General features: G+C 70.1%; 23 protein-coding genes and 4 tRNA genes. 23 read left to right on the top strand and 4 right to left on the bottom strand.

Annotation, left to right across the window (positions count from 1 at the left end):
* Window positions 1-7: 7 nt before the first annotated feature.
* Window positions 8-1,339, bottom strand: a complete 1,332-nt coding sequence (locus tag ACEN9J_RS16850; protein ID WP_057596794.1) for a DotU family type IV/VI secretion system protein — start codon at window positions 1,337-1,339, stop codon at window positions 8-10.
* A gap of 248 nt (window positions 1,340-1,587) precedes the next feature.
* Here ACEN9J_RS16850 and ACEN9J_RS16845 point away from each other — a divergent pair, with 248 nt between their 5' ends.
* A complete protein-coding gene (locus ACEN9J_RS16845) occupies window positions 1,588-2,277 on the top strand; it encodes a response regulator transcription factor (protein WP_057596795.1) in 690 nt (229 codons plus the stop codon).
* 36 nt (window positions 2,278-2,313) lie between these two features.
* On the opposite strand, the gene ACEN9J_RS16840 is transcribed toward ACEN9J_RS16845, so the two are convergent.
* Window positions 2,314-4,125 (bottom strand): acyclic terpene utilization AtuA family protein, encoded by a 1,812-nt coding sequence (locus ACEN9J_RS16840; protein WP_413761579.1) that lies wholly within the window; start codon window positions 4,123-4,125, stop codon window positions 2,314-2,316.
* Window positions 4,126-4,279: 154 nt separating this feature from the next.
* Between ACEN9J_RS16840 and ACEN9J_RS16835 the strand changes: the two genes are divergently transcribed.
* The 7 genes from ACEN9J_RS16835 to ACEN9J_RS16805 all read left to right on the top strand — a co-directional run bounded on the left by ACEN9J_RS16835 (window position 4,280) and on the right by ACEN9J_RS16805 (window position 12,636).
* Window positions 4,280-5,455: an acyl-CoA dehydrogenase family protein gene (locus ACEN9J_RS16835; RefSeq protein WP_057596797.1), complete on the top strand. Its 1,176-nt coding sequence runs from the start codon at window positions 4,280-4,282 to the stop codon at window positions 5,453-5,455.
* A 24-nt stretch (window positions 5,456-5,479) separates the two neighbouring features.
* Window positions 5,480-6,313, top strand: coding sequence for a TIGR03084 family metal-binding protein (locus ACEN9J_RS16830; protein ID WP_296725698.1), 834 nt, complete (start codon window positions 5,480-5,482; stop codon window positions 6,311-6,313).
* Complete coding sequence (locus ACEN9J_RS16825; protein WP_413761578.1) at window positions 6,310-7,203, top strand: phosphatidylglycerol lysyltransferase domain-containing protein; 894 nt, start codon at window positions 6,310-6,312, stop codon at window positions 7,201-7,203. Before ACEN9J_RS16830 ends, ACEN9J_RS16825 begins: the two co-directional genes overlap by 4 nt.
* 67 nt (window positions 7,204-7,270) lie before the next feature.
* Window positions 7,271-8,179 carry an amidohydrolase family protein gene (locus ACEN9J_RS16820; RefSeq protein ID WP_261217065.1) on the top strand — a complete coding sequence of 303 codons (909 nt, stop codon included), beginning with the start codon at window positions 7,271-7,273 and terminating at the stop codon, window positions 8,177-8,179.
* 70 nt (window positions 8,180-8,249) lie between these two features.
* The gene (locus tag ACEN9J_RS16815; RefSeq protein WP_413761577.1) at window positions 8,250-9,872 is read left to right on the top strand and encodes an acyl-CoA carboxylase subunit beta; all 1,623 of its coding nucleotides are present in this window, start codon (window positions 8,250-8,252) and stop codon (window positions 9,870-9,872) included.
* A 17-nt stretch (window positions 9,873-9,889) separates the two neighbouring features.
* The gene (locus tag ACEN9J_RS16810) at window positions 9,890-11,863 is read left to right on the top strand and encodes an acetyl-CoA carboxylase biotin carboxylase subunit (protein ID WP_413761576.1); all 1,974 of its coding nucleotides are present in this window, start codon (window positions 9,890-9,892) and stop codon (window positions 11,861-11,863) included.
* On the top strand, window positions 11,860-12,636 hold the full coding sequence (locus ACEN9J_RS16805) for an enoyl-CoA hydratase/isomerase family protein (RefSeq protein ID WP_413761575.1): 777 nt from the start codon (window positions 11,860-11,862) through the stop codon (window positions 12,634-12,636). Before ACEN9J_RS16810 ends, ACEN9J_RS16805 begins: the two co-directional genes overlap by 4 nt.
* Before the next feature lie 25 nt (window positions 12,637-12,661).
* On the opposite strand, the gene ACEN9J_RS16800 is transcribed toward ACEN9J_RS16805, so the two are convergent.
* Entirely contained in the window at window positions 12,662-13,555 is an 894-nt protein-coding gene (locus tag ACEN9J_RS16800) for a LysR substrate-binding domain-containing protein (RefSeq protein ID WP_413761574.1), read from the bottom strand.
* Window positions 13,556-13,664: 109 nt separating this feature from the next.
* Here ACEN9J_RS16800 and ACEN9J_RS16795 point away from each other — a divergent pair, with 109 nt between their 5' ends.
* Together ACEN9J_RS16795 and gph are read left to right on the top strand one after the other, a co-directional pair.
* On the top strand, window positions 13,665-14,654 hold the full coding sequence (locus tag ACEN9J_RS16795) for an ornithine cyclodeaminase family protein (protein ID WP_413761573.1): 990 nt from the start codon (window positions 13,665-13,667) through the stop codon (window positions 14,652-14,654).
* Window positions 14,655-14,709: 55 nt separating this feature from the next.
* On the top strand, window positions 14,710-15,438 hold the full coding sequence (gene gph / locus ACEN9J_RS16790; RefSeq protein ID WP_413761572.1) for a phosphoglycolate phosphatase: 729 nt from the start codon (window positions 14,710-14,712) through the stop codon (window positions 15,436-15,438).
* 14 nt (window positions 15,439-15,452) lie between these two features.
* Here the strand turns inward: gph and ACEN9J_RS16785 are convergent, their stop codons facing one another.
* Entirely contained in the window at window positions 15,453-16,052 is a 600-nt protein-coding gene (locus tag ACEN9J_RS16785; protein ID WP_057597589.1) for a chalcone isomerase family protein, read from the bottom strand.
* A 370-nt stretch (window positions 16,053-16,422) separates the two neighbouring features.
* On the opposite strand from ACEN9J_RS16785, the gene trpE reads away from it, so the two are divergent.
* From trpE to ACEN9J_RS16720, 13 genes are all read left to right on the top strand, one after another.
* Window positions 16,423-17,925, top strand: coding sequence for an anthranilate synthase component I (trpE, locus tag ACEN9J_RS16780; protein ID WP_057597578.1), 1,503 nt, complete (start codon window positions 16,423-16,425; stop codon window positions 17,923-17,925).
* Entirely contained in the window at window positions 17,922-18,314 is a 393-nt protein-coding gene (locus ACEN9J_RS16775) for a GxxExxY protein (RefSeq protein ID WP_413761571.1), read from the top strand. The genes trpE and ACEN9J_RS16775 overlap by 4 nt, the downstream gene beginning before the upstream one ends.
* A complete protein-coding gene (locus ACEN9J_RS16770) occupies window positions 18,311-18,895 on the top strand; it encodes an anthranilate synthase component II (protein ID WP_057597579.1) in 585 nt (194 codons plus the stop codon). Before ACEN9J_RS16775 ends, ACEN9J_RS16770 begins: the two co-directional genes overlap by 4 nt.
* A 4-nt stretch (window positions 18,896-18,899) precedes the next feature.
* Window positions 18,900-19,958, top strand: coding sequence for a low-specificity L-threonine aldolase (ltaE, locus tag ACEN9J_RS16765; protein ID WP_057597580.1), 1,059 nt, complete (start codon window positions 18,900-18,902; stop codon window positions 19,956-19,958).
* A gap of 27 nt (window positions 19,959-19,985) precedes the next feature.
* Window positions 19,986-20,645 carry a LysE family translocator gene (locus ACEN9J_RS16760; RefSeq protein ID WP_413761570.1) on the top strand — a complete coding sequence of 220 codons (660 nt, stop codon included), beginning with the start codon at window positions 19,986-19,988 and terminating at the stop codon, window positions 20,643-20,645.
* Window positions 20,646-20,666: 21 nt separating this feature from the next.
* Window positions 20,667-21,689, top strand: coding sequence for an anthranilate phosphoribosyltransferase (gene trpD / locus ACEN9J_RS16755; protein ID WP_413761569.1), 1,023 nt, complete (start codon window positions 20,667-20,669; stop codon window positions 21,687-21,689).
* A gap of 32 nt (window positions 21,690-21,721) precedes the next feature.
* Window positions 21,722-22,522, top strand: a complete 801-nt coding sequence (trpC, locus tag ACEN9J_RS16750) for an indole-3-glycerol phosphate synthase TrpC (protein WP_057597585.1) — start codon at window positions 21,722-21,724, stop codon at window positions 22,520-22,522.
* A complete protein-coding gene (locus ACEN9J_RS16745; protein WP_057597588.1) occupies window positions 22,519-23,226 on the top strand; it encodes a uracil-DNA glycosylase in 708 nt (235 codons plus the stop codon). Before trpC ends, ACEN9J_RS16745 begins: the two co-directional genes overlap by 4 nt.
* Before the next feature lie 110 nt (window positions 23,227-23,336).
* Window positions 23,337-23,422, top strand: a tRNA-Tyr gene (locus ACEN9J_RS16740).
* A gap of 65 nt (window positions 23,423-23,487) precedes the next feature.
* Window positions 23,488-23,561 (top strand) — tRNA-Gly (locus ACEN9J_RS16735).
* A gap of 31 nt (window positions 23,562-23,592) precedes the next feature.
* Window positions 23,593-23,667 (top strand) — tRNA-Thr (locus ACEN9J_RS16730).
* 78 nt (window positions 23,668-23,745) lie between these two features.
* A complete protein-coding gene (gene tuf / locus ACEN9J_RS16725) occupies window positions 23,746-24,939 on the top strand; it encodes an elongation factor Tu (protein ID WP_093356177.1) in 1,194 nt (397 codons plus the stop codon).
* An 18-nt stretch (window positions 24,940-24,957) separates the two neighbouring features.
* Window positions 24,958-25,033 (top strand) — tRNA-Trp (locus tag ACEN9J_RS16720).
* The last annotated feature ends 24 nt before the right edge of the window (window positions 25,034-25,057 follow it).

Here is a 25,057-nt window from a genome sequence, read left to right as displayed (position 1 = left end):
GCGGTCCTCAGCGCGCCTCGGTCTCGAGGAACACGAAGTCGGCGATCAGCCGCTCGCCGCCCTTGTTGGCCGCGAGCGCCTCGCGCAGCTGCAGCAGGTAGGCCGAGGCCAGTTCGAACGGGGGCCGGTCGGCGGTCTCGTGGAAAGGCATCGGCGAGGAGATCACGGTCACCAGCACGCTGCCGAAGGGCGGGCTCACGAGCCAGCTCGAGGGGATGTCGCGCCCGAGCTCCAGCTTCTCGCCGGCGCGCAGCCGGGTCGGCGCCTGGCCCGCGTTGAGGTGCATCACCGAGCCGTCGGCGGTGTAGTAGTCGACCCACAGCACGCTGTCGTGGCGCGGCGCCGTCACCTCCACGCGCACGGCGTCGCCCTCGCGCAGGCGGCCCTGCCGCGCGGAGGGCAGGGCCAGCCCGAGGCCGTAGGCCTTGTCGGCATTGCGCGCCTGGTAGGGCTTGAGGATCGCGAACACCTCGCAATGCGGCCACACGCGCACGCCGAGCTCGAAGCGCGGCGCCTTCACGCCCGGCAGCCGGCCCACGTCGTGCTGCACGTTGGCGACGTCGGCCGGCAGCGAGACGAAGCCGCTGACCTTGAGCGCGCCCTCGGCATCGACCGTCACCGCGAGGTCGGCGCAGGCGTAGCTCTGGAGCTGCTGCTCGACGCGCTGCGCGAGGTCGGCCTCGGGCCGCGGCGCGCCGGCCAGCCAGGCCCACAGCAGGTAGAGCAGCGGCACCAGCAGCGCCAGCGCCGCGCTCGCGCGCAGCAGCGAGCGGTCGCGCCGCCGCATGTCGATCGGGGCGGGCGGATCGGGCTCGGCATAGGGCTGCGGCGTGATGCGCTGCTGCGCGAGGCTGCCGAGCGCGAGCGGCGCAAGCCGCAGCTGGCGCCCGTGCAGCTCCTTGAGCTTGCCGAGCTCGCCGCGGTCGCCGTGCTCGAAGTAGTACTGGCCCTTGAAGCCCAGCGCCAGCGCATGCCAGTAGACCTCGCGCACCTCGTCGTCGCGCGCGCCCAGCGCCGACAGGTGGTGGAAGAACTCGCTGTGGGCGTTGTTCGAGGCGAACAGCTGCACCTGCAGCGGCGCCGCGCCCCGGGCCGCGCCCGGGTGGCGCGCGAGGATCTCGTCGATCCAGGCGACCATCGCGAAGGCGGCCGATTCGAGTTGCGCGGGCGACAGCGGTGTCGCGTTCGCCCGCGCGCATGCGCGCGCCTCGTCGAGCAGAAGGCGGGCCTGGCGCTGCGCGGCGTCGTGGTCGAGCGTGGGGCGGTTCGCGGCGATCGCGGCATCGAGCGCGAGCCCGAACGAGACGAAGGCCGAATGGCAGTCGATCAGGCGGGCCATGAAGACACGCGCGCCGGCTCAGGCCGCGGCGAGCCGCCGCGCGAGAGCTGCCCTGCACCGGCGCCTGCTTCGTTGGCACATGCCCATGTCTCGCTTCCTTCGGGTTGGCGATCATTCTTCTCAGCGGCCCCGGGGCGCGCCATATCGCTTGGGGCCTATGCCGTTCGGGCAGCGCACCAGCCTTGCTGCGCGGGGCATTCGCCGGTATCGTCGGCGGTCGCTGAGTCAATGCACGCTGGGGTTAAGCCATGAAAATTCTGATCGCCGACGACCACCGGCTCGTCATCGAGGCGGTCAAGGCCAAGTTGTCCGAGCTGGAGCCCGGCATCGAGTTCGTGCTGGTCATGAGCGTGGACGAGCTGCTGGCCGGTGCCACCGACGACCTCGACCTGGCATTGATCGACCTCAACATGCCCGGCGCCGACGGGCAGGCCCACATCGACGAGATCCGCCGCCGCCACCCGGCCGTGCCGGTGATCGTGCTGTCGGGCTACGAGGATCCGGCCATCATGCGCGCCGCCCTCGAGCGCGGCGTGCTCGGCTTCATTCCCAAGGCCTATTCGCCCGAGGTCATGCTGTCGGCCGTGCGGCTGGTGCTGGCCGGCGGCGTCTACGTGCCGCCGATGATGCTGACCGCGCTGCCGCCCGGCATCGTGGCCGGCGTGGCGCCGCAGCCCGGCGCCGACGCCGCGCGCGCGCCCGGTGCCCCGGCCGCCTCGCAGACGCTCGAGCACCTGCGCAACGTGCTGACCGAACGGCAGGTGGAGGTGCTGCAACTGCTGTCGCAGGGCAAGCCCAACAAGCTGATCGGCCGCAGCCTCGGCATCAGCGAGGGCACGGTCAAGATCCACCTCGCGGCGATCTTCCGCGCGCTCAACGTGCGCAACCGCACCGAGGCGGTGGTGGCGGCGCAGGCCTTGACCGAAGCGCAGGCCTGACCCAGACCCGAGACCGTTCGGGCCGCCCCTCTCGTTTCAGCGCCGTTGCGCCGCCTGCGCCACCGCGCGCGGCACCTTCACCCGCATGTCGAGCAGCATCTGCCCCATGCCCTTGCCCAGCGGGTCCATGCGCATCGACGAGGGTCCGCCGCCGTCGAGCGCCCCGTGCAGCAGCAGGTTCATCGCCGCGATGCCCGGCAGGTGGAAGCGCTCGACCTTGCCGTGCACCAGGTGCGCGAAGTAGGCGCCCACCGCCTCGGGCGTGACGCGCGACCACAGCAGCGGCAGCCAGTCGGGCCGGCGCGCCACCAGGCCGATGTTCGAGAGGTCGCCCTTGTCGCCGCTGCGGGCCCAGGCCAGGTCGATGAGCCGCAGTTCGACCTGTTCGCCGCCGTCGTCGGCCAGGGGCGGTGGTTCCGCCATCGGCGGCGCGGTGCCATCGCCCTCGCCGGACGGGATCGCCACCGCCCGCCGCTCGCCGTCGATCTCGAACCACACCGGCACCTGCGCCTTGTCGAGCAGGAAGGCGAAGGGCTTGACCAGCGGCGACACCGAGGGCCGGCCGCCGCCGGGCCCGGTGGTGCCCGGCGACCACGAGGTGCCCGCGGGCGCGATCTCGCGCGCGAAGATCTCGAGCGCGGCCTTCTGCGGATGGTCGACCGCCACGCGCATCATCGCCTCGCGCACGCCATGGGTGCGCGCATGCGGGCCGTAGAGCGTCTCGGCGCCGATCGCCTCGATGTGGCTGCGCGTGAAGGGCGCGAGGCCCAGGCGCGCGAGGATGCCGCCGGTGCGCTCGAGGATCGCCTCGGCCGTGCGCCGTGCCTTGCGCTCGGCATCGATGCCCACGATCACCAGGCTGCCCGCGCAGCGGAAGCCGTCGAGCTGGGTGGCCGAGACCTTGTAGGCCGGCGTCGGCGCGCGGCCGCGCGCGGGGCTCACGCGCACGCGGTCGGGGCCCTCCTGCTCGATCGTCACGGCGCGGAAGTCGCAGCTCACGTCGGGCAGCAGGTAGGCGCCCGGGTCGCCGATCTCGTAGAGCAGCTGCTCGGCCACCGCGGCACGGATCACCTTGCCGCCCGTGCCCTCGGGCTTGGTCACGACGAAGCTGCCGTCGGCCTGGCATTCGACGATCGGGTAGCCGATGTTCGCCCAGTCGGGGATCTCTTCCCAGTCGGTGTGCAGGCCGCCCGTGGCCTGGCAGCCGCATTCGATGATGTGGCCCGCGAGGCTGCCCGAGGCCAGCCGGTCGAAGTCGCCGGGCTGCCAGCCGAACTCGTGCATCAGCGGGCCGAGCGTGACCGCGCTGTCGACGCAGCGACCCGTGATCACCACGTCGGCGCCCGCGGCCAGCGCGGCGGCGATGGGCAGCGCGCCCAGGTAGGCGTTGGCGCTCAGCACCTTCTCGGGCAGGGCCTCGCCCGTGAACATGTCGCGCGTGCCGGCGGCACGCAGTTCGGCCATGCGCGCGCCGAGGTCGTCGCCCTCGACCACCGCGATGCGCAGCGGCACGCCCTGGGCCTCGGCCAGCGCGCGCAGCGCGGCGGCGCAGCCCTGCGGATGGATGCCGCCCGCGTTGCTCACCACCTTGATGCCCTGGCGCTTGATCTCGGCGAGCACCGGCTTCATCGCGATCTCGACGAAGTCGGTGGCGTAGCCGAGCTCGGGCTTCTTCGCGCGCGCCGCGGCCAGGATCGCCATCGTGGTCTCGGCCAGGTAGTCGAACACCAGGTAGTCGAGCCGGCCGTGCTGCACGAGCTGCGGCGCGGCCACCATGCTGTCGCCCCAGAAGCCCGAGGCGCCGCCGATGCGGACGGTCTTGGTCGGTGCGGCGGTGGATGAAGGCATGGCGGTCCTCGGGTGGCGGATGGAAGGGCCAGCTTAGCGAGGCGGCCGCGGCGCGGCTTGCGTCGAGTCGCTGCGCCTCGCGTCGCCGGGCGCAGCCTGTTGGCGCAAGACCCGACCGGCGCCCGCCGCTAGCCTCGTGCGCCAAGGAGACACCATGGAATTCCTGGACGCCCCACCGCTGCCCTTCTACTTCTCCGCCGAGCACGAAGCCTTCCGTGCCGGCCTGCGCGCCTTCGTGGCACGCGAGATCGCGCCCTTCGTGAGCGAATGGGACGAGGCCGAGACCTTCCCGCGCGAGCTCTACCGGCGCGCGGCCGGGCTCGGCGTGCTGGGCCTGGGTTATCCCGAGGCGCTCGGCGGCACGCCGGCCGACCTGTTCTATCAATTGATCGTGGCTGAGGAATTCGCGCGCTGCGGCGCGGGCGGCGTGCAGGCCTCGCTGAACTCGCACAGCATCGCGCTGCCGCCGATCCTCAAGGCCGGCAGCGAGGAACTCAAGCAGCGCGTGATCCCGCCGGTGCTGGCCGGCGAGAAGATCGCCGCGCTCGCGATCACCGAGCCCGCGGGCGGCTCCGACGTCGCGGCGCTTCGGACCACCGCGGTGCGCGATGGCGACCACTACGTGGTCAACGGCGAGAAGACCTTCATCACCTCGGGCGTGCGTGCCGACTTCATCACCACCGCCGTGCGCACCGATCCCGCGAACAAGGGGGCGGGCGGCATCTCGCTGCTGGTGATCGAGGGCGACACGCCGGGGCTCGCGCGCACCTCGCTCAAGAAGATGGGCTGGTGGAGCTCCGACACCGCGCACCTGCGCTTCGAGAACTGCCGCGTGCCCGCGCGCAACCTCGTGGGCACGGAGAACCAGGGCTTCAAGCTCGTGATGAACAACTTCAACGGCGAGCGCCTGCTGATGTCGGCGCTGGCCTGCGGCTTCGCCGAGGTCTGCCTCGAGGAAGCGGTGGACTGGGCGCGGCAGCGCGTCACCTTCGGCGTGCCGCTGGCCGAGCGCCAGGTGGTGCGCCACAAGCTCATGGACATGACCCTGCGCGTCGATGCCGCGCGCACCCTGGTCTACGACCTGGCCTACCGCATCGAGCACGGGCTGGCCGATCCGGCGAAACTCGTGGCGCGCGTGTGCCTCGCGAAGGTGCAGGCCACCCAGGCCATGCAGTTCTGCGCCGACCAGGCGGTGCAGTTGCTGGGCGGCATGGGCTTCATGCGCGGCACGCGCAGCGAACGCATCTACCGCGAGGTCAAGGTGATGATGATCGGCGGCGGATCGGAAGAGATCATGAAGGACCTGGCGGCCCGGCAGCTCGGGCTCTGAAGAACGAGAAGGACGACACCCACGATGAACGATTCGACGAACGGCCCCAACGCGGAGACCGCGCGCGACCTGCGCGACGAGTACGCCGAGCTCGCCGCGCTGTGCGCCACGCTCACGCCCGAGCAGTGGCGCGCGCCCAGCGTGTTCTACGGCTGGTCGCCCTGGGACGAGATCGCCCACCTGTGCTTCTTCGACGAGACCTCGATGCTCGCGCTGAACGATCCCGAGGCCTTCGTGCGCGATGCCGCGGCGCTCAACGCGCAGTTCGCGCAGGGCCGCGAGATCAGCTCGCTGGCGCGCGAGAAGTACGGTGCGCTCGACGGCCCCGCGATGCTCGCGCTGTGGCAGCCGATCTCGATGCAGCTGGCCGACGCGCTCGCGGCGCTCGACCCGAAGGCGCGGCTTCCCTGGTACGGGCCGATGATGAGCGCGCGTTCGTTCGCGACCGCGCGGCTGATGGAGACCTGGGCCCATGGCCAGGACATCTGGGACCTGATGCGCCGGCGCCGGCCGGCCAGCGCGCGGCTGCGCCACATCGCCCACATCGGCGCCACCACCTTCGGCTGGACCTTCGTCAACCGCCAGCTGCCGGTGCCCGAGCCCGCGCCCTTCATCGAGCTCGACGCGCCCGACGGCCAGACCTGGCGCTGGGGCGATCCGGCCTCGGCGGAATCGGTGCGCGGCAATGCGCTCGACTTCTGCCTGGTCGTGACCCAGCGCCGCCACCTCGCCGACACCGCGCTGCGCTGCACGCCGGGCAGCGCCACGCAGTGGCTGTCGATCGCCCAGTGCTTCGCGGGGCCGCCGGCCGATCCGCCGGCGCCGGGCGTGCGCGCGGTGGTCTACGACGCGGAATGAGCGCCGGGCAGCCGCTGTCGCTGGCGCTGCGCGAGGCGATCGAACCGGCGCTCGCGCGGCTGCGCGCGGGCAGCGCCGAGGGTTGCCTGTCGGACCTGACGTTCTCGAACCTCTGGCTGTTCCGCGAGGCCCACGACTACCGCTACATCGGGCCCGAAGACGACGGCTGGCCGCGCATTTCGGGCCGTACCTACGACGGCACGCGTCACCTGGTCCCGCTGTTCGCGCTGCCGCAGGCGCCGCCCGAGGCGCTGGCCACGATGCTCGAGGACCACGACTGCTTCTACCCGCTGTCGCGGCGCGACATCGAAGGTCTGAGCGCCGGCCGCTTCGCGCTGAGCGCCTCGCCCGACGACGCCGACTACCTCTACGACGCCAGCCGCTTCGCCGACTACGCCGGCCGCGCGCTGGCCTGGAAGCGCAGCCAGGTGCGGCAGCTGCTCGCGCAATGCACGCCGCGCGCCGAGGCCTTCGGTCCCGCCTCGGCCGGCGCCGCGCTGCGCGTGCTCGAGGCCTGGATGGCGCAGAAGGGCAAGGCCGCGGGCGAAGCCGACGAGGCGCCATGCCGCGCAGCCATCGCCGATGCGGCGGCGCTCGGGCTCGAGGGCTTCGTGCACTTCGCGCACGACGAGCCGCTGGGCTTCGTGCTCGCGCAGGAACTGCAGCCCGGCGTGTTCGCGATGCGCTTCGCCAAGGGGCTCGACAGCCACGCGGGCATCTACCCGCACATGTTCCAGCACTTCTGCCGGCAGTTCGAGGCCCGGTTCGGCCGGCCGGTGCGCTGGCTCAACTTCGAGCAGGACATGGGCATCGCGGGCTTCCGGCGCAGCAAGCGCTCGTACGCGCCGGCGGCGATGGTGCAGAAGTTCAGGGCACGGTTATTGCGCTGAGCCGGCGTGGCGGCGGGTATTCTTCCGCCGCCCACCGTACCGACCGCATCCGCCGCGAGGAGCCCGCATGACCCGGACCACCGATTCCCTTCATCGACGCTGGACGCGCGCCGCGCTGGTCGCTGTCGCCGCCGGCTTCGCATTCGCGGCCCAGGCCGCCGACTACACCGGCCCGCTGTTCGACACCCACCTGCACTACAACGAGGAGGCCTGGAACGGCAGCAGCGGCCCGTTCCCGCCGGCCGAGGCGCTCGCGCGCATGCAGCGCAACGGCGTGCGTGCCATCGTCGGCAACTCGCGGCCCAACGACGGCACGCGCACGCTCGCGGCGCTGCGCGAGACCCGCGAGGCCGGCGTCACCGTGGTGCCCTTCGTGCGGCTGTACCGCAACCGCGCCGACTACAGCAACTGGTTTCGCGACGAGAGCATCCACGAGATGGTGCTGGCCGAACTCGAGCGCGGCACCGCGAGCGGGCCCTACCGCGGCATCGGCGAGTTCCATCTCTACGAGAGCGCCAATGCCAACGGCCCGGTCGCGAAGAAGCTGATGGCGCTGGCCGAGCGCAGGCAGCTCGCCGTGCTCGCGCACGTGGACGACGAGGCGGTCGACCTGCTGATGGCCAACACGCCGAGCCAGGGCCGCGACACGCGGCTGATCTGGGCCCACACCGGCATCGGCGGCACGCCGGTGGCGCGCGTGCGCCAGATGCTCGAGCGCTATCCGAAGCTGATGGGCGAGCTGTCGTACCGCCCGGGCCTGGTCTGCGAGGGCGGCACGCTGTGCGCGCCGTGGCGCGAGCTGATCCTGGCCTTTCCCGACCGCTTCCTGATCGGCTCCGACACCTGGGTCAACCAGCGCTGGAGCGCCTACGACGAGCTGATGCGCGGCTACCGCGGCTGGCTCGGCGAGCTTCCGCCCGCGGTGGCGCAGCGCGTGGCCTGGGACAACGCGGCCGGGCTGTTCGGCGTGCGCTGATCCCCAGCCACTGGGCACAAGACGCCCCGGGGGGTGCTGCCTAAGCTGCCATGGACTCTTCCGCAGACCCATGGCCACCATCGAATCGACCCTCTCCCCCCACGGCGAAGCCTTCCAGGCCAATCGCGCCCACATGCTCGCGCTGCTCGAGCGCGTACGCGGCTGCGAGCAGCGCGCCGCCGCCACCTCGGAGCGCTCGCGCGAACGCTTCGAGAAGCGCGGCCAGCTGCTGCCGCGCGAGCGGCTGTCGCTGCTGCTCGACCCCGGCACGCCCTTCCTCGAGCTCTGCTCGCTCGCCGGGCTGGGCCTGGACAACCCCGACCTCGACAAGAGCGTGCCCGGCGGCGGCGTGATCGCGGGCATCGGCCAGGTCTCGGGCCTGCGCGTGATGGTCAATGCCTCCGACTCGGGCATCGACGCCGGCGCGCTGCAGCCCATGGGCATTCCGAAGCAGTTGCGCATCCAGGAGCTCGCGCTCGAGAACCGGCTGCCCTACGTGCAGCTGGTCGAGAGCGCGGGCGCCAACCTCATGACCTACAAGGTCGAGGAATTCGTGACCGGCGGCAGCCTGTTCCGCAACCTCGCGCGGCTGTCGGCCGCCGGCCTGCCGGTGCTGACGGTCACGCACGGTTCCTCGACCGCGGGCGGCGCCTACCAGACCGGCTTGTCGGACTACATCGTGATGGTGCGCGACCGCTCGCGCGCCTTCCTCGCGGGGCCGCCGCTGCTGAAGGCCGCCACGGGCGAGATCGCGACCGAGGAGGAACTGGGCGGCGCGCTGATGCACAGCTCGGTGTCGGGGCTCGGCGACTACCTGGCCGAGGACGACCGCGACGCGATCCGCATCGCGCGCGAGATCCTCGCCCACATCGACTGGAACCGCGAGCTGCCGGCGCCGGCGCCGCGGCGCTTCAAGCCGCCGCGCTTCGATGCCGAGGAACTGCTGGGCATCATGCCGGCCGACCTCAAGCGACCGGTCGACATGAAGCAGGTGATCGCGCGCATCGCCGACGACTCCGAGTTCCTCGAGTTCGGCGCCGGCTACGGCAGCGCCACCGTGGTCGGCCACTTCAAGATCGAAGGGCTGCCCGTGGGCGTGGTCACCAACAACGGCCCGATCGACAACGCGGGCGCCACCAAGGCCGCGCACTTCATCCAGGCCTGCTGCCAGTCGCGCACGCCGATCCTCTACCTGCAGAACACCACCGGCTTCATGGTCGGGCGCGCGCACGAGGAGGGCGGGATGATCAAGCACGGCTCGAAGATGATCCAGGCCGTGACCAACGCGACCGTGCCGCAGATCACGATTTACTGCGGCGCATCGTTCGGCGCCGGCAACTACGGCATGTGCGGGCGCGGCTTCCATCCGCGCTTCTGCTTCTCGTGGCCCAACGCGCGCACCGCGGTGATGGGCGGCGAGCAGGCGGCGCAGACCATGGTCAACGTGACCGAGGCCGCGATGCGGCGCAAGGGCGGCGAGGTCGACCGCGCGAAGCTCGCGGAGATGGAGCGCCGCATCGTCGAGCGCTTCGACAGCCAGATGAGCGTGTTCACCACCAGCGCGCACGTGCTCGACGACGGCGTGATCGATCCGCGCGACACGCGCGCCGTGCTCGCGAAGCTGCTGGCGGTGTGCCGCGAGGCCGAGCTGCGCGAGCCGCAGCCGATGCAGTTCTCGGTGGCGCGGCCATGAGCGAGGGGACGCAGTCCATGACCTTCCACAAGATCCTGATCGCCAACCGCGGCGAGATCGCGCTGCGCGTGATGCGCAGCGCGCGCGCCCTCGGCTACCGCACGGTGGCGGTGTATTCGAGCGCCGATGCCGGCGCGCGCCACGTGCGCGAGGCCGACCAGGCCGTGTGCATCGGCGAGGCGCTGCCCGCGCAGTCCTACCTGCGCATCGAGGCCATCGTCGAGGCCGCGCGCCGCACCGGCGCCGACGCGGTGCACCCGGGCTATGGCTTCCTGGCCGAGAACGCCGCCTTCGCGCGCGCCTGCGAGGAGGCCGGGCTGGTCTTCATCGGCCCCTCGGCCGAGGCCATCGAGGCCATGGGCCACAAGGCCGGTGCCAAGGCGCTGATGCAGGCCGCGGGCGTGCCCTGCATTCCGGGCTACCAGGGCGAGGATCAAGGCGAGGAGCGGCTCGCGCGGGAAGCCGCGCGCATCGGCTTCCCGGTGATGATCAAGGCCACGGCCGGCGGCGGCGGGCGCGGCATGCGGCTGGTGCCGTCGGCCGAGGAGTTCGCACCCCTGCTGCGCAGCGCGCGTTCGGAGGCACAGAGCGCCTTCGGCGATCCCGAGGTGATCCTCGAGCGCGCGATCGCGCAGCCGCGGCACATCGAGATCCAGGTCTTCGCCGACCGCCACGGCCATGCCATCCACCTCGGCGAGCGCGACTGCTCGGTGCAGCGGCGGCACCAGAAGCTGATCGAGGAGGCGCCTTCGCCGGCGGTGGACGCCGCGCTGCGCGAGCGCATGGGCGCGGCCGCGGTGGCGGCCGTGAAGGCGATCCGCTACGAGGGCGCGGGCACGCTCGAGTTCCTGCTCGACGGCGGCGGCAACTTCTACTTCATGGAGATGAACACGCGGCTGCAGGTCGAGCATCCCGTGACCGAGGCCGTGACCGGCCTCGACCTGGTGGAACTGCAGCTGCGCGTGGCCGCGGGCGAGCCGCTGCCTCTCGCGCAGCAGGACGTGCGCTTCGAGGGCCATGCGATCGAGGTGCGGCTGTGCGCGGAAGATGCGGCGCAGGGCTTCGTGCCGCAGAGCGGCACGCTCGCGCTGTGGCGGATGCCGCCGCGACTGCGCGCCGAGCATGCGCTGTATTCGGGCGCCGAGGTGCCGCCGTATTACGACTCGATGATCGCCAAGCTCGTGGCCCATGGCCGCACGCGCGAGGAGGCGCGGCGCAAGCTGGCCACGGGGCTCGAGGATGCGGTGGCGCTGGGCGTGACGACCAACCAGGCCTTCCTGCGCGCCTGCCTCGTGCATCCGGTGTTCGCGGCGGGCGGTGCCACCACGGCCTTCATCGGCGAGCATCAGGCGGCGCTGCTGCAGGCCGACGAGGCCGCGGCCGCACGCGCGGCGGCGCTCGCGGCGGTGCTGCTCTACGAACGCGCCGACGACACGCAGGCGCGGCGGCTGCCGCACAAGCTGCCGATCTCGCTGCGCTTCGAGCTCGCGGGGCAGACGCGGCATGCGAGCGTGGTGCTTACCGGGTCGCGCCAGTTCCAGGTCACGCTCGATGCGCAGCCCTTTGCGATCGAACTGATCGAGCACGGCGACGACGGCGTGCGCTTCGCCTGCGATGGCGTGCACGAGAGTGCCGCGTACTGGCGCGACGGCACGCTGCTGTGGCTGCAGTACCGCGACCGCGCGCTGCGCATCGAGGACACCACGCGCGCGGCCTCCGCGCGCCAGGGCGGCGCGGGCGGCGGCGACGGCAAGCTGCGCGCCTCGATGAACGGCCGCGTGGTCGCGGTGCTGGCCGAGCCCGGCCAGGTCGTGCGCGCGGGGCAGCCGCTGCTCACGCTCGAGGCGATGAAGATGGAGCACGTGCATGCCGCGCCGGTGAGCGGCCGGCTGGCCGCGCTGCATGTGCGCATCGGCGACCAGGTCGAGGCACGCCGTGTCGTGGCCGAGATCGAGGTCGATGCCCCCGTTGCCGAAGGAGTCGCGCCATGAGCACCGCCGCCGTATTGCACGAGAAGCGCGACCGCGCCTTCTGGATCACCATCAACCGTCCCGACAAGCGCAATGCGCTCAACGCCGAGGTAGTGGCCGGCCTGCGCGAAGGCTGGCGCCTCGCGCATGCCGATCCCGAGGTGCGCGCCATCGTGCTGACCGGCGCGGGCGAGAAGGCCTTCTGCGCCGGCGGCGACCTGCAGCCCGGCGCGGGTTTCGCGTTCGACCTCGCGCGGCCCACGCTCGACTACGCCGACCTGCTGCGCGAGACGCAGGCCGGCACCCTGCCGAGCATCGCGCGCATCAACGGCACCTGCATGGCCGGCGGCATCGGCCTCCTGTGCATGACCGACCTCGCGGTGGCCGCGGACACGGTGCAGTTCGGCCTGCCCGAAGTGAAGATCGGCCTGTTCCCGATGCAGGTGCTGAGCCTGCTGCAGCGCATCGTGCCGCGCCGCACCCTGCGCGAGTGGTGCCTGAGCGGCGAGCCCTTCGGCGCGGCCGAGGCGAAGGATGCCGGTCTGCTGAACCACGTGGTGCCGGCCGACGCACTCGATGCGAAGACGCAATGGCTGCTCGAGCGCCTGACCGACAAGTCGCCGACCGCGATCCGCCGCGGCAAGTACGCGATGCGCGCGCTCGAGGCCATGTCCTTCGACGAAGGTATCGCCTTCACCGAGGGGCAGATCGCGCTGCTCGCGGGCACGCAGGATGCGAAGGAAGGGTTGGCCTCGTTCAACGAGAAGCGCCGGCCGGTCTGGACCGGGCGCTGAGCGCGGCGGGCAGGCTCACACCTTGTCAGGCGAAGGGCGCGCTGGCGACCTCGTCCATGAGCCACTGCGTGAACGACTGCAACGCCGCGCTCGGCGCGCGGTCCGCGGGACGCACGAGGTAGTAGGCGCTTCCCGGATCGACGGTGTGCGCGAACGGCGCCACCAGCAGTCCGGCATCGAGGTCCTCGCGCACCAGGGCCGTGAAGAACAGCGCGAAGCCATGGCCGTCGAGCGCGGTGCGGCGCAGCGCGTGGGAGTCGTCGATGCGGGTGGTGTCGAGCGGGCCAGCCTCCACTCCCGCCGTTGCGAACCAGGCGCTCCAGTGCGCGGCATCGAACTCGTGGAACAGGCGGCGGCCGCGCAGGTCGCGCGGCCTGGGCTTGCGCGGCAGCGTGGCCAGGAGGGCAGGGCTGCACACGGGCGCGAGCGTGCCCGGCACGACCAGCCGGGCCTCGACGCCGGGCCAGCGCCCGTCGCCCCAGCCGATGCCGGCATCGACCGGATCGCGCAGGAAATCGGCGGGCTGGTAGGCATGGTGCAACTGCAGATGCAGCCGCGGATGCCGCGCCCAGAGCCGCCCGAGGCGCGGCGTGAGCCAGCGCGCCGAGAAGTACGGGGCGACGCTCAAGGTCAGCGTGTCGGGCCGCGCGGCGCGGCGCAGCCGGTCGATCGCGGCCTCGAGGCCCTGGAAGCCCTGGGCGCAATCGGCGCAGAGCTGGCGTCCCTCGGCCGTGAGCTCGATGCGACGGTGCGAGCGCAGCACCAGCGGCATGCCGAGCTCGGTCTCGAGATGGCGCACGTGGTGGCTCAGGGCCGACTGCGTGACGTGCAGCTCCTCGGCCGCGCGCTTGAAACTGCCGTGGCGGGCCACCGACTCGAAGGCGCGCAGCTTCGTGAGCAGGAACAGGGGCAGCGGCATGCCGGCGATCCTAGAAGTGAGTTTGCTTCACGTCAACGCAGAACGAATCAATTGAACGAAGCAAGGCGGCTTCGCAGAATTCCCCTTCACATCAATGAAGGAGATTCACATGAGCAACCAGCCTGCGGCGTTCGAGATCGCGAAGGGACCGCGCCGCGTCATGACGCTGAGCGAAGCCGAGGTGGCGCGCCTTCTCGATCCGCGCGCACTGCTCGACGGCCTGGAGGACGGCTTTGGCGCGCTCGCGCGCGGCGAGGTGCAGTCGCCGGCGCGGCCCGAGCTCACGGTGCCGGGCCGGGGTTTCTCGCTCGCGATGCCGGCGTGGCGCCCGGGCATGCAGATGGCGATCAAGGTGGTCAACGTCTTCGACGGCAACCTCGCGCTCGGGCTGCCGAACCACCTCGCGATGATCCTGCTGTTCGAGCCCGAGACGGGCATGGCCTCGTGCGTGATGGACGGCACCTTCATCACCGGCATCCGTACGGCCGCTTCGGCGGTGCTGTCGGCGCGGCTCTTGGCGCGCCCGGACGCGCGCGTCGCGACCATCGTGGGCGCGGGCGTGCAGGCGCGCGAGCACCTGCGGCTGCTGCCGCTGGTGCGCGACCTCGAGCGCATCCATGTCTGCGCGCTGCATCCCGAGGAGGCGCGGCGGCTCGCGGCGCGGCATCCGCTCGCGCAGGCCGGCGAGGACATCGAGGCGGCCGTGCGCGGCTCGGACATCGTCTGCCTCGCGAGCCACAGCGCCCAGCCGGTGATCCGGCCCGAGTGGCTCAAGCCCGGCGCCCACGTGTCCTCGGTCGGCTACCACCCGCCGGCGGGCGAACTGCCGGTGGCGCTCGCGGGCGAGGCGCGCCTGTTCGTGGAGACGCTCGATGCCTTCGAGCCGGTGCCCGTGGGTTGCGCCGAGCTCGCGGGCTGCGACCGCCGGCGCGCGACCACGCTCGGCGAGGTCGTGCTCGGCACTTCGCCGGGGCGGCGCGATGCGCGAGAGATCACGGTCTACAAGGCCATGGGCATCGCGATGGAGGACATGGTGGCAGCCAACCTGGCCCATGCGGCCGCGCTGCGCGAAGGCGGCGGTGCGGCGATGGCGTGGTGAGGAAGGTCGTCCGACAGCGGGGCTCTGTAAAGTCGCGGGCAGTCTTCGCAACGCCATGAGCCTTTCTTCCTTGAACTCCATCGATTTCGACCCCGCCCGCTTCGACGCCGCCATCGTCGACCTCGACGGCACCACCATCGACACGCTCGGCGATTTCGCCGTGGCCCTGAACCGCATGCTCGAGGACCTCGGCCTCGCCACGCTGCCGCGCGAGCGCATCGAACTGATGATCGGCAAGGGTTCGGAGCACCTGATCCTGTCGGCGCTGCAGTACGTGGCCGCGGCGGACGGTGCCGACGCACCCGCCGCCCTGGCACGCGCGCAGGCGCAGTTCGAGCGCGGCTGGGAGCGCTACCAGCATCACTACCTCGCGATCAACGGCCAGCATGCGGCGGTGTATCCGGGCGTGGTCGAGGGGCTGCGGGCGCTGCGCGACCGGGGGTTGAAGCTGGTCTGCCTCACGAACAAGCCGACGGCCTTCGCGAAGCCGCTGCTGGCCCAGAAGGGGCTCGATGGCTTCTTCGAACTCGTGTTCGGCGGCGATGCCTTCGAGCGCAAGAAGCCCGATCCGCTGCCGCTGTTGAAGACCTGCGAGGCGCTGGGCACGCAGCCCGCGCGCACGCTGATGATCGGCGACTCGAGCAACGATGCGCGTGCCGCGCGCGCGGCCGGCTGCCCGGTGGTACTGGTCACCTACGGCTACAACCACGGCGAGCCGGTGCGCGCGGTCGATGCCGACGGCTTCGTCGATTCGCTGGCCGAACTGGCGGCGCCGCGCGACTGAGGCTTGGCCGCCGCTCAGGACGGCTTGCCGAGCAATGCGTCCTTGAGCTTCCAGTCGGCCGGGCTCGGGCCGAGCCAGATGCGCAGCAGCGCGTTGAAGAAGGCGGGCTCCTTCACGGGATCGGGCTGCGGCACGCCGCGCACCGTGATCAGCGTGCCGGTGCCGGGCAGCCAGTCGATGGTGAAGGTGTCGCCGGCCTTGAGCTGCTTCTGGTCGGCGAACATCTGGCCCATGCGCAAGAGGCCTGGGATCAATTGGCCCATCTCGCTCTTGGGCGAGTTGTCCTCCACGCCCTTGATGAAGAGCTTGCCGAGCTCGTTGGCGTCGATGTCGCGCAGCATGGTGATCGCCACGCGCTTCGGGCCGGGCACGGCCAGCGCTTCCTCGGGGGTCGAGGCCTTGCGGCCCATGTAGAGGCCGGCCGTGTAGACCTTGAGGATGGCCTTGTAGCGCACGCCGGCGCCATTGAGCTGCAGCGGCGTGCCGCGCAGATCGAGGCTGTCCTCGAGCTTGACGCCCGCGACATCGACCGGGGCGGCGCGCGCCGGAGAGGCGATGGCCAGCGCCGCGGCGAGACCGGCCAGCAGGCACAGGCGCGCGAGCGGTCGTGACACGAGCGGAAGTGCGGTCGAGCGTGCGGACAAGGCGGCCTCCTCTGGAATTTGCGAACGGTCGTGCGAATGTATCTTTTCGTTTTATCGCTTCGGCTCCGGGGGAACCCTGAAGCCCGGCCTTGCGCGTGCTGTCGTTTTCGTGGGCTAAACTCCGGCCCTCATGTTCGTTCATCACATCCATCAAACAGGTGAAGGCAGCCGGGGAGCCTGGCCCTGGCGTACGCCATCGACGCTGCCTGTTTGATTGCACGGCGCACGCCGTGCGCCCGCGGTTCCGGACGCATCGACGCCGAACCACCTCCTCTGTTTGTGAATGAGACCGCTCCCGGCCGATGAAAGCGCGCCGGGCCGGCTTTCCGGAGAACGACACGTGATCACCGAACTCGAATTCAAGAGCCTCAGCGCCCAGGGCTACAACCGCATCCCGCTGATGGCCGAGGCCTTTGCCGACCTCGAAACCCCCCTGTCCCTGTATCTCAAGCTGGCCCATTCGCAGGGCGGCGGCAAGCACAGCTTCCTGCTCGAATCGGTCGTGGGCGGCGAGCGCTTCGGCCGCTACAGCTTCATCGGCCTGCCGGCGCGTACCCTGCTGCGTGCCAGCGGCTTCGGTGCCGAGGCCGTCACCGAAGTCGTGACCGACGGCCAGGTGGTCGAGACCGCCGCGGGCAATCCGCTGGACTTCGTGGCGCAGTACCAGAAGCGCTTCAAGGTCGCGCTGCGGCCCGGGCTGCCGCGCTTCTGCGGCGGCCTGGCGGGCTATTTCGGCTACGACACCGTGCGCCACATCGAGCGCAAGCTCGAGCAGAGCTGCCCGCCCGACACGCTGGGCTGCCCCGACATCCTGCTGCTGCAGTGCGAGGAACTGGCGGTCATCGACAACCTCTCGGGCAAGCTCTACCTGATCGTCTATGCCGATCCCAAGCAGCCCGAGGCCTATGCCAACGCCAAGCGCCGGCTGCGCGAGCTCAAGGAGAAGCTCAAGTACTCGGTGAGCGCGCCGATCGTGAAGCCCACGCAGCCGCATCCGGCCGAGCGCAGCTTCGCCAAGGCCGACTACCTCGCGGCGGTGGAACGCGCCAAGGAGATGATCGCCGCCGGCGACTTCATGCAGGTGCAGGTGGGCCAGCGCATCAGCAAGCGCTACACCGAGTCGCCACTGTCGCTGTACCGCGCGCTGCGCTCGCTCAATCCCTCGCCCTACATGTACTACTACCACCTGGGCGACTTCCACGTGGTGGGCGCGTCGCCCGAGATCCTGGTGCGCCAGGAGCACACCGGCGAGGGCGAGCAGAAGATCACCATCCGCCCGCTGGCCGGCACGCGCCCGCGCGGTGCCTCGATCGAGCTCGACAAGGCGGCCGAGGTCGAACTGATCAACGACCCGAAGGAACGCGCCGAGCACGTGATGCTGATCGACCTCGCGCGCAACGACATCGGCCGCATCGCCAAGACCGGCACGGTGAAGGTGACGGAAGCCTTCGCGGTGGAGCGCTACAGCCACGTGATGCACATCGTGAGCAACGTCGAGGGCACGCTGAAGGACGGCATGACCGCCATCGACGTGCTCAAGGCCACCTTCCCGGCCGGCACGCTGACTGGCGCGCCCAAGGTGCATGCGATGGAGCTGATCGACCAGCTCGAGCCCACCAAGCGCGGCCTGTACGGCGGCGCCTGCGGCTACATCAGCTACGCGGGCGACATGGACGTCGCGATCGCGATCCGCACCGGCATCGTGAAGGACCAGGTGCTGCACGTGCAGGCCGCGGCCGGCGTGGTGGCCGATTCGGTGCCCGAGCTCGAGTGGAAGGAGACCGAGGCCAAGGCGCGCGCGCTGCTGCGGGCGGCGGAGCTGGTGGAGGAGGGGCTGGAATGAGCAACGCACCCGATATCCAGAACGATTTCTCGCACGAGATCATCGGCGCCGCCGTCGAGGTGCAGCGCGTGCTCGGCACGGGGCTCGACGAACGCGCCTATGCCGCGGCGCTGGCCATCGAGCTCGCCGAGCGCGAGATCGGCTTCGCGCGCGATGTGCCGCTGTCGGCGAGCTACAAGGGCCGTTCGCTCGGCGAGGTCTATCGCGCGGGCTTCGTGATCGAGCAATCGGTCATCGTCGAACTCAAGGCGGTCGACACGCTGACCGACCTGCATCGCGCGCAGGTGCTCGCCGCGCTGCGCCTGTCGGGCCTCAAGCTGGGCCTCCTGATCAACTTCAACGTGTTCCCCGTCGTCAAGGGCGTGCACCGGATTGTGAGCAAGCCATGAAACTGCTGATGATCGACAACTACGATTCGTTCACCTACAACATCGTCCAGTACTTCGGCGAGCTGGGTGCCGACGTGCAGGTGCATCGCAACGACGAGATCACGGTCGCGCAGATCGGCGAGCTGATCGCCTCGGGCGTGACGCGGCTGGTGGTGTCGCCCGGGCCGTGTTCGCCGGCGGAAGCGGGCGTGTCGGTGGCGGCCATCGAGGCCTTCGCGGGCAAGCTGCCCATTCTCGGCGTGTGCCTCGGCCACCAGGCCATCGGCGCGGCCTTCGGCGGCAGGATCGTGCGCGCGCAGCAGCTCATGCACGGCAAGACCAGCGAGATCACGACCACGCAGGAGGGCGTGTTCGCGGGGCTGCCGAAGACCTTCGTCGTCAACCGCTACCACTCGCTGTCGATCGAGCGCGCGAGCTGCCCCGAGGCGCTGGCCGTCACGGCCTGGACCGACGACGGCGAGATCATGGGCGTGCGGCACACCGGGTACGCGCACGACGTGCGCATCGAAGGCGTGCAGTTCCACCCCGAATCGATACTCACCGAGCACGGCCACGCCATGCTCAAGAACTTCCTGGACTGAAGCCATGACCGACCGCAGCGCCATCGTCGACCTTCGCAGCGACACCGTCACCCAACCCACGCCGGCGATGCGCGACGCCATGATGGCGGCGCCGCTGGGCGACGACGTCTTCGGCACCGATCCGAGCGTGAATGCGCTGCAGGAGAGGATCGCGGCGCTGCTGGGCTTCGAGGCGGCGCTGTTCGTGCCGACCGGCACGCAGAGCAATCTCAGCGCGATCCTCGCGCACTGCGGGCGCGGCGACGAGTACATCGTCGGTCAGATGGCGCACTGCTACCGCTGGGAAGGCGGCGGCGCGGCGGTGTTCGGCAGCGTGCAGCCGCAGCCGCTGGACCACGCGGCCGACGGCACGCTGCCGCTCGCGCAGATCGAGGCGGCGATCAAGCCCGACGACGCGCACTTCGCGCGCACCCGGCTGCTGGCGCTCGAGAACACGCTGGGCGGCAAGCTGCTGCCCTTCGACTACGTGCAGGCGGCGACCGAACTCGCCGCGCGCCACGGGCTGCAGCGACACCTGGACGGCGCGCGGCTCTTCAATGCGGCGACCGCGCAGGTGGCGAAGAACGGAAGCACCGACGTGCGCGCCGAGGCGCGCCGCATCGCGCAATGCTTCGACAGCGTGTCGGTGTGCTTCAGCAAGGGCCTGGGCGCGCCGATCGGCTCGGCGCTGGTCGGTTCGCGCGACTTCATCGCACGCGCCCACCGCATCCGCAAGATGGCGGGCGGCGGCATGCGCCAGGCCGGGCTGCTCGCGGCCGCGGCCGCGCACGCGCTCGAGCACCACGTCGACCGGCTGGCCGACGACCATGCGCTGGCGCTGCGCCTCGCGCAGGGGCTCGCGGGCATCGAGGGGCTGAAGCTCGAGATGCCGCACACCAACATCGTCTTCGTCGACCTCGAGGGCGAGGCCAGGGCGCGCTCGGCGGGGCTGATCGAGAGCCTCGAGCGCCAGGGCATCCTGGCCACGGGCCTGTACCGGCTGCGCTTCGTGACGCACCTCGATGTCGATGCCGCCGGTGTCGACCGTGCGGTGGCCGCGATCCGGGCCTACTTCGCCGCCTGATCCGTCGTTCGAGGAGAGGAGAACGCCATGCCCGATCTTCCCCATCTGCTGGCCTTCATCGCCGCCGGCTGGCTGCTGAACCTGACGCCGGGGCCCGACGTGCTCTACGTGGTCACCAACTCGCTGCGCTCGGGCGTGCGAGCCGGCATCGTCGCCGGGCTCGGCATCACCGCCGGCTGCTTCGTCCACATCTTCGCGGCGGCCATTGGCGTCGGCACGCTGATGGCGACCTCGGCCGCGGCCTTCGCGGTGCTCAAGTACATCGGCGCGGCCTACCTGCTGTACCTGGGCGTGCGCATGCTGCTGTCGCGCGCCGCGCCGCCGACCGACCTGGCGCAGGCCGCGGCGGCCACCGGGGCGCACAGCCTGAAGGCGATCTTCCTCGGCGGCTTCTGGACCAACGTGCTCAACCCCAAGGTGGCGCTGTTCTTCCTGGCCTTCGTGCCGCAGTTCATCGCGCCCGGGGCGGAAAACAAGGCGCTGTATTTCGTGCTGCTCGGCGTGCTGTTCAACCTCAACGCGATCCCCGTCAACGTGGGCTGGGCACTGGCGGCGGGCTGGATGGCGCGCCGCGGTGCCGTGCAGAAGGGCATGCACTGGCTCGACCGCGCCGCCGGCGTTCTTTTCATCGGCTTCGGCCTCAAGCTCGCGTTCACCGACGCCCCCGCGGCGCGCATCGGCCGCTGATTCATCCCGAGGAGACTTTCCATGATCACCCCCCAGGAAGCGCTGCAGCGCACCATCGAGCACCGCGAGGTCTTCCACGACGAGATGCTGCACATCGTGCGGCTGATCATGAGCGGCGAGTGTTCGCCCGTGATGATGGCCGCGCTGATCACCGGGCTGCGCGTGAAGAAGGAGACCATCGGCGAGATCACGGCCGCCGCGCAGGTGATGCGCGAGGTGTCGACCAAGGTGCCGGTGTCCGACAGCAAGAACCTGGTCGACATCGTGGGCACCGGCGGCGACGGTTCGCACACCTTCAACATCTCGACCTGCTCGATGTTCGTCGCGGCCGCGGCCGGCGCCAAGGTCAGCAAGCATGGCGGGCGCAGCGTGTCGAGCAAGTCGGGCAGCGCCGACGTGCTGGAGTCGCTGGGCGTGAACATCAACCTCAAGCCCGAGCAGATCGCGCGCTCGATCGAGCAGTCGGGCATCGGTTTCATGTTCGCGCCGAACCATCATCCGGCCATGAAGAACGTGGCGCCGGTGCGCAAGGAACTCGGCATCAAGACCATCTTCAACATCCTGGGCCCGCTGACCAACCCGGCCGGCGCGCCCAACATCCTGATGGGCGTGTTCCATCCCGACCTGGTGGGCATCCAGGTGCGCGCGCTGCAGCGCCTGGGCACCGAGCATGCGATGGTGGTCTACGGCCGCGACGGCATGGACGAGATCTCGCTGGGCGCTGCCACGATGGTGGGCGAGCTCAAGAACGGCGAGATCAGCGAGTACGAGCTGCATCCCGAGGACTTCGGCTTCCAGATGTCGAGCAACCGTGCGCTGCGCGTGGAGACGCCCGAGCAGTCGAAGGCGATGCTGCTCGGCGTGCTCGACAATCAGGCCGGCCCGGCGCTCGACATCGTGCTGCTCAACGCTGGCGCGGCGCTGTACGCGGCCAACGTGGTCGACTCGGTGGCCGCGGGCGTGACGCGTTCGCGCGAGGCCATCGCCTCGGGCGCGGCCAAGGCGAAGCTCGCCGAACTGGTGCGGGTCACCACCTCGGTCTGAGCCAGGAATCCAGCAGGAGCAAGAGAGAAGCCATGTCCGACATCCTCGACAAGATCGTCGCCGTCAAGCATCAGGAGGTGGCCGCCGCGAAGCAGCGCAGCCCGCTGGAGGCGGTTCGCTTCGACGCCGAAAGCCGCGTGCTGACGCGCGATTTCGAAGGCGCGCTGCGCGCCAGGATCGCAGCCGGCCAGGCCGCCGTGATCGCCGAAGTCAAGAAGGCCAGCCCGAGCAAGGGCGTGCTGCGCGCCGATTTCATTCCGGCCGACATCGCGCAGAGCTATGCCGAAGGCGACGGCAAGATCAGCGCGGCCTGCCTCTCGGTGCTGACCGACAAGCAGTTCTTCCAGGGCGGCATCGACTACCTGAAGCAGGCGCGCGCCTCGTGCGAGCTGCCGGTGCTGCGCAAGGACTTCATCGTCGATGCCTACCAGGTGTACGAATCGCGCGCGATCGGCGCCGATGCGATCCTGCTGATCGCCGCCTGCCTCGACGACGCGCAGATGAAGGATTTCGAGGCCATCGCGCACGGGCTGGGCATGGCTGTGCTGGTCGAGGTGCACGACGCGGCCGAGCTCGAGCGCGCGCTGCGCCTCAAGACGCCGCTGGTGGGCGTCAACAACCGCAACCTGCGCAATTTCGAGGTCTCGATCCAGGCCACCATCGGCCTGCTGCCGGGCCTGCCGAAGGAGCGCCTCGCGGTGACCGAATCGGGCATCGCGACGCGCGAGGACGTCGCCACGCTGCGCGCCGCGGGCGTGCATGCCTTCCTGGTCGGCGAGGCCTTCATGCGCGCCGAGGAGCCTGGCGAAGCCCTCGCGGCGTTGTTCAAATGAGCCGCGCGGATCAGCTGTCGAGCAGCGATCCCGCCGACTGGCCGGTGGCGCCGGGCTGGCAGCCGCTGGTCGATGGCTTCTTCGGCGGTGCCGTGGGGCAGAAGCTGCAGGCCTTCCTGCGCGAGCGTCTCGACGCGGGCACGGTGATCTTCCCGCCGCAGCCGCTGCGCGCGCTGGAGCTCACGCCGCCCGAGGACGTGCGTGTCGTGATCCTGGGGCAGGACCCGTACCACGGGCGCGGCCAGGCCGAGGGGCTGGCCTTCTCCGTGGCGCCCGGCGTGGCGCTGCCACCCTCGTTGCGCAACATCTTCAAGGAGCTTCAGCGCGACCTCGGCACGCCGCCGCCGCCGTTCCCGAACCCGGGCGGCAGCCTGGTGAAGTGGGCGACGCATGGCGTGCTGCTGCTCAACACCTGCCTCACGGTCGAGGAGGCCCAGCCGGCCAGCCATTCGGGGCGCGGCTGGGAGGTGCTGACGGACGCCGTGATCCGCCATGTCTCCGACGGCCCGAAGCCTGTTGTTTTCATGCTATGGGGCTCTCACGCGCAGAGTAAGCGTGCGTTGATCGACGTTGGCCGCCATAAGGTGCTGATGTCGAATCATCCGTCGCCGCTCTCGGCCTTGCGCCCGCCCGTTCCGTTCATCGGATGCGGACATTTCGGCGAAGCGCGCGCCTGGCGCGAGGCGCACCAGAAGGGGGCCTGAAAATTCGCGGATAATCGCCCGCAGTTCATTCCTCGAACGGTTTCCTTCGCTCCTTTCGGTGCTCGGGTTTCTGCATAGTCACAAAACCGTGCTATATTTCGAGGTTCGCCGGAGAGGTGGCCGAGTGGTTAATGGCAGCAGACTGTAAATCTGCCCTCTAACGAGTACGCTGGTTCGAATCCAGCCCTCTCCACCAGCGATGAATTTGGTTTCTAAGAGCGATTGGATCTAGCGCTTTGGGTGCCTTGAAGTGCCCCCGATGCGGGAGTAGTTCAATGGTAGAACCCCAGCCTTCCAAGCTGATGACGCGGGTTCGATTCCCGTCTCCCGCTCCAGAGGCCGAGTTTGATGCAGGTTATGGCAAATGCCCTTTTGGCTCAGTGGTAGAGCACTCCCTTGGTAAGGGAGAGGTCGCGGGTCCGATTCCCGCAAAGGGCACCAGTTTTTCCCAGGGGTTGCAAGAGCAGCGTTGCGACCTTATCTGCGTACGTTGATATCGTTTTTTTTCGGAGTCGAAAAATGGCAAAAGGTAAATTCACCCGCACGAAGCCGCACGTGAACGTGGGCACGATCGGTCACGTTGACCATGGCAAGACGACGCTGACGGCCGCGATCGCGACGGTGCTGTCGTCGAAGTTCGGCGGCGAAGCGAAGGCCTACGACCAGATCGACGCTGCGCCCGAAGAAAAGGCCCGCGGCATCACGATCAACACCGCGCACGTCGAGTACGAAACGGCCAACCGCCACTACGCACACGTCGACTGCCCCGGCCACGCCGACTACGTGAAGAACATGATCACCGGCGCCGCCCAGATGGACGGCGCGATCCTGGTGTGCTCGGCCGCCGACGGCCCGATGCCCCAGACGCGTGAGCACATCCTGCTGGCTCGCCAGGTGGGCGTGGGCTACATCATCGTGTTCCTGAACAAGTGCGACATGGTCGACGACAAGGAACTGCTCGAGCTGGTCGAAATGGAAGTTCGCGAACTCCTCGACAAGTACGAATTCCCCGGCGACGACACCCCGATCATCCATGGCTCGGCGAAGCTGGCCCTGGAAGGCGACAAGGGCGAGCTCGGCGAAGGCGCGATCATGAAGCTGGCCGAAGCGCTGGACACGTACATCCCGACGCCCGAGCGCGCCGTGGACGGCACGTTCCTGATGCCCGTGGAAGACGTGTTCTCGATCTCGGGTCGCGGCACGGTGGTGACCGGCGCCGTCGAGCGCGGCGTGATCAAGGTCGGTGAAGAAATCGAAATCGTGGGCATCCGCCCGACGGTCAAGACCACCTGCACCGGCGTGGAAATGTTCCGCAAGCTGCTGGACCAGGGTCAAGCTGGCGACAACGTGGGCGTGCTGCTGCGCGGCACGAAGCGCGAAGAAGTCGAGCGCGGCCAGGTGCTGTGCAAGCCCGGTTCGATCAAGCCGCACACGCACTTCACCGCCGAGGTGTACGTGCTGTCGAAGGACGAAGGCGGCCGTCACACGCCGTTCTTCAACAACTACCGTCCGCAGTTCTACTTCCGCACGACGGACGTGACCGGCGCGATCGAGCTGCCGAAGGACAAGGAAATGGTCATGCCTGGCGACAACGTCAGCATCACCGTGAAGCTGATCAACCCGATCGCGATGGAAGAAGGCCTGCGCTTCGCCATCCGCGAAGGCGGCCGTACCGTGGGTTCGGGCGTCGTGGCCAAGATCCTCGACATCTAAGTCGGGCAAGAGTAGCGGAGGGGTATAGCTCAATTGGCAGAGCGTCGGTCTCCAAAACCGAAGGTTGTAGGTTCGATTCCTACTGCCCCTGCCACCTAGGGTGGCCTCCGAAAACGAC

Origin of the sequence: Variovorax sp. Varisp41 (assembly GCF_047325085.1) — a bacterium.
Classification (GTDB): domain Bacteria; phylum Pseudomonadota; class Gammaproteobacteria; order Burkholderiales; family Burkholderiaceae_C; genus Variovorax.
The sequence above is the reverse complement of the archived record's forward strand: the minus strand, read 5'-3'. Positions and strand labels throughout refer to the sequence as shown.

Bases quoted from the DNA above. Each gene is read 5' to 3' on its own strand.
- ACEN9J_RS16850 (WP_057596794.1), bottom strand. From the start codon at position 1,339: ATGGCCCGCCTGATCGACTGCCATTCGGCCTTCGTCTCGTTCGGGCTC.
- ACEN9J_RS16845 (WP_057596795.1), top strand. From the start codon at position 1,588: ATGAAAATTCTGATCGCCGACGACCACCGGCTCGTCATCGAGGCGGTC.
- ACEN9J_RS16840 (WP_413761579.1), bottom strand. From the start codon at position 4,125: ATGCCTTCATCCACCGCCGCACCGACCAAGACCGTCCGCATCGGCGGC.
- ACEN9J_RS16835 (WP_057596797.1), top strand. From the start codon at position 4,280: ATGGAATTCCTGGACGCCCCACCGCTGCCCTTCTACTTCTCCGCCGAG.
- ACEN9J_RS16830 (WP_296725698.1), top strand. From the start codon at position 5,480: ATGAACGATTCGACGAACGGCCCCAACGCGGAGACCGCGCGCGACCTG.
- ACEN9J_RS16825 (WP_413761578.1), top strand. From the start codon at position 6,310: ATGAGCGCCGGGCAGCCGCTGTCGCTGGCGCTGCGCGAGGCGATCGAA.
- ACEN9J_RS16820 (WP_261217065.1), top strand. From the start codon at position 7,271: ATGACCCGGACCACCGATTCCCTTCATCGACGCTGGACGCGCGCCGCG.
- ACEN9J_RS16815 (WP_413761577.1), top strand. From the start codon at position 8,250: ATGGCCACCATCGAATCGACCCTCTCCCCCCACGGCGAAGCCTTCCAG.
- ACEN9J_RS16810 (WP_413761576.1), top strand. From the start codon at position 9,890: ATGACCTTCCACAAGATCCTGATCGCCAACCGCGGCGAGATCGCGCTG.
- ACEN9J_RS16805 (WP_413761575.1), top strand. From the start codon at position 11,860: ATGAGCACCGCCGCCGTATTGCACGAGAAGCGCGACCGCGCCTTCTGG.
- ACEN9J_RS16800 (WP_413761574.1), bottom strand. From the start codon at position 13,555: ATGCCGCTGCCCCTGTTCCTGCTCACGAAGCTGCGCGCCTTCGAGTCG.
- ACEN9J_RS16795 (WP_413761573.1), top strand. From the start codon at position 13,665: ATGAGCAACCAGCCTGCGGCGTTCGAGATCGCGAAGGGACCGCGCCGC.
- gph (WP_413761572.1), top strand. From the start codon at position 14,710: ATGAGCCTTTCTTCCTTGAACTCCATCGATTTCGACCCCGCCCGCTTC.
- ACEN9J_RS16775 (WP_413761571.1), top strand. From the start codon at position 17,922: ATGAGCAACGCACCCGATATCCAGAACGATTTCTCGCACGAGATCATC.
- ACEN9J_RS16770 (WP_057597579.1), top strand. From the start codon at position 18,311: ATGAAACTGCTGATGATCGACAACTACGATTCGTTCACCTACAACATC.
- ltaE (WP_057597580.1), top strand. From the start codon at position 18,900: ATGACCGACCGCAGCGCCATCGTCGACCTTCGCAGCGACACCGTCACC.
- ACEN9J_RS16760 (WP_413761570.1), top strand. From the start codon at position 19,986: ATGCCCGATCTTCCCCATCTGCTGGCCTTCATCGCCGCCGGCTGGCTG.
- trpD (WP_413761569.1), top strand. From the start codon at position 20,667: ATGATCACCCCCCAGGAAGCGCTGCAGCGCACCATCGAGCACCGCGAG.
- trpC (WP_057597585.1), top strand. From the start codon at position 21,722: ATGTCCGACATCCTCGACAAGATCGTCGCCGTCAAGCATCAGGAGGTG.
- ACEN9J_RS16745 (WP_057597588.1), top strand. From the start codon at position 22,519: ATGAGCCGCGCGGATCAGCTGTCGAGCAGCGATCCCGCCGACTGGCCG.
- tuf (WP_093356177.1), top strand. From the start codon at position 23,746: ATGGCAAAAGGTAAATTCACCCGCACGAAGCCGCACGTGAACGTGGGC.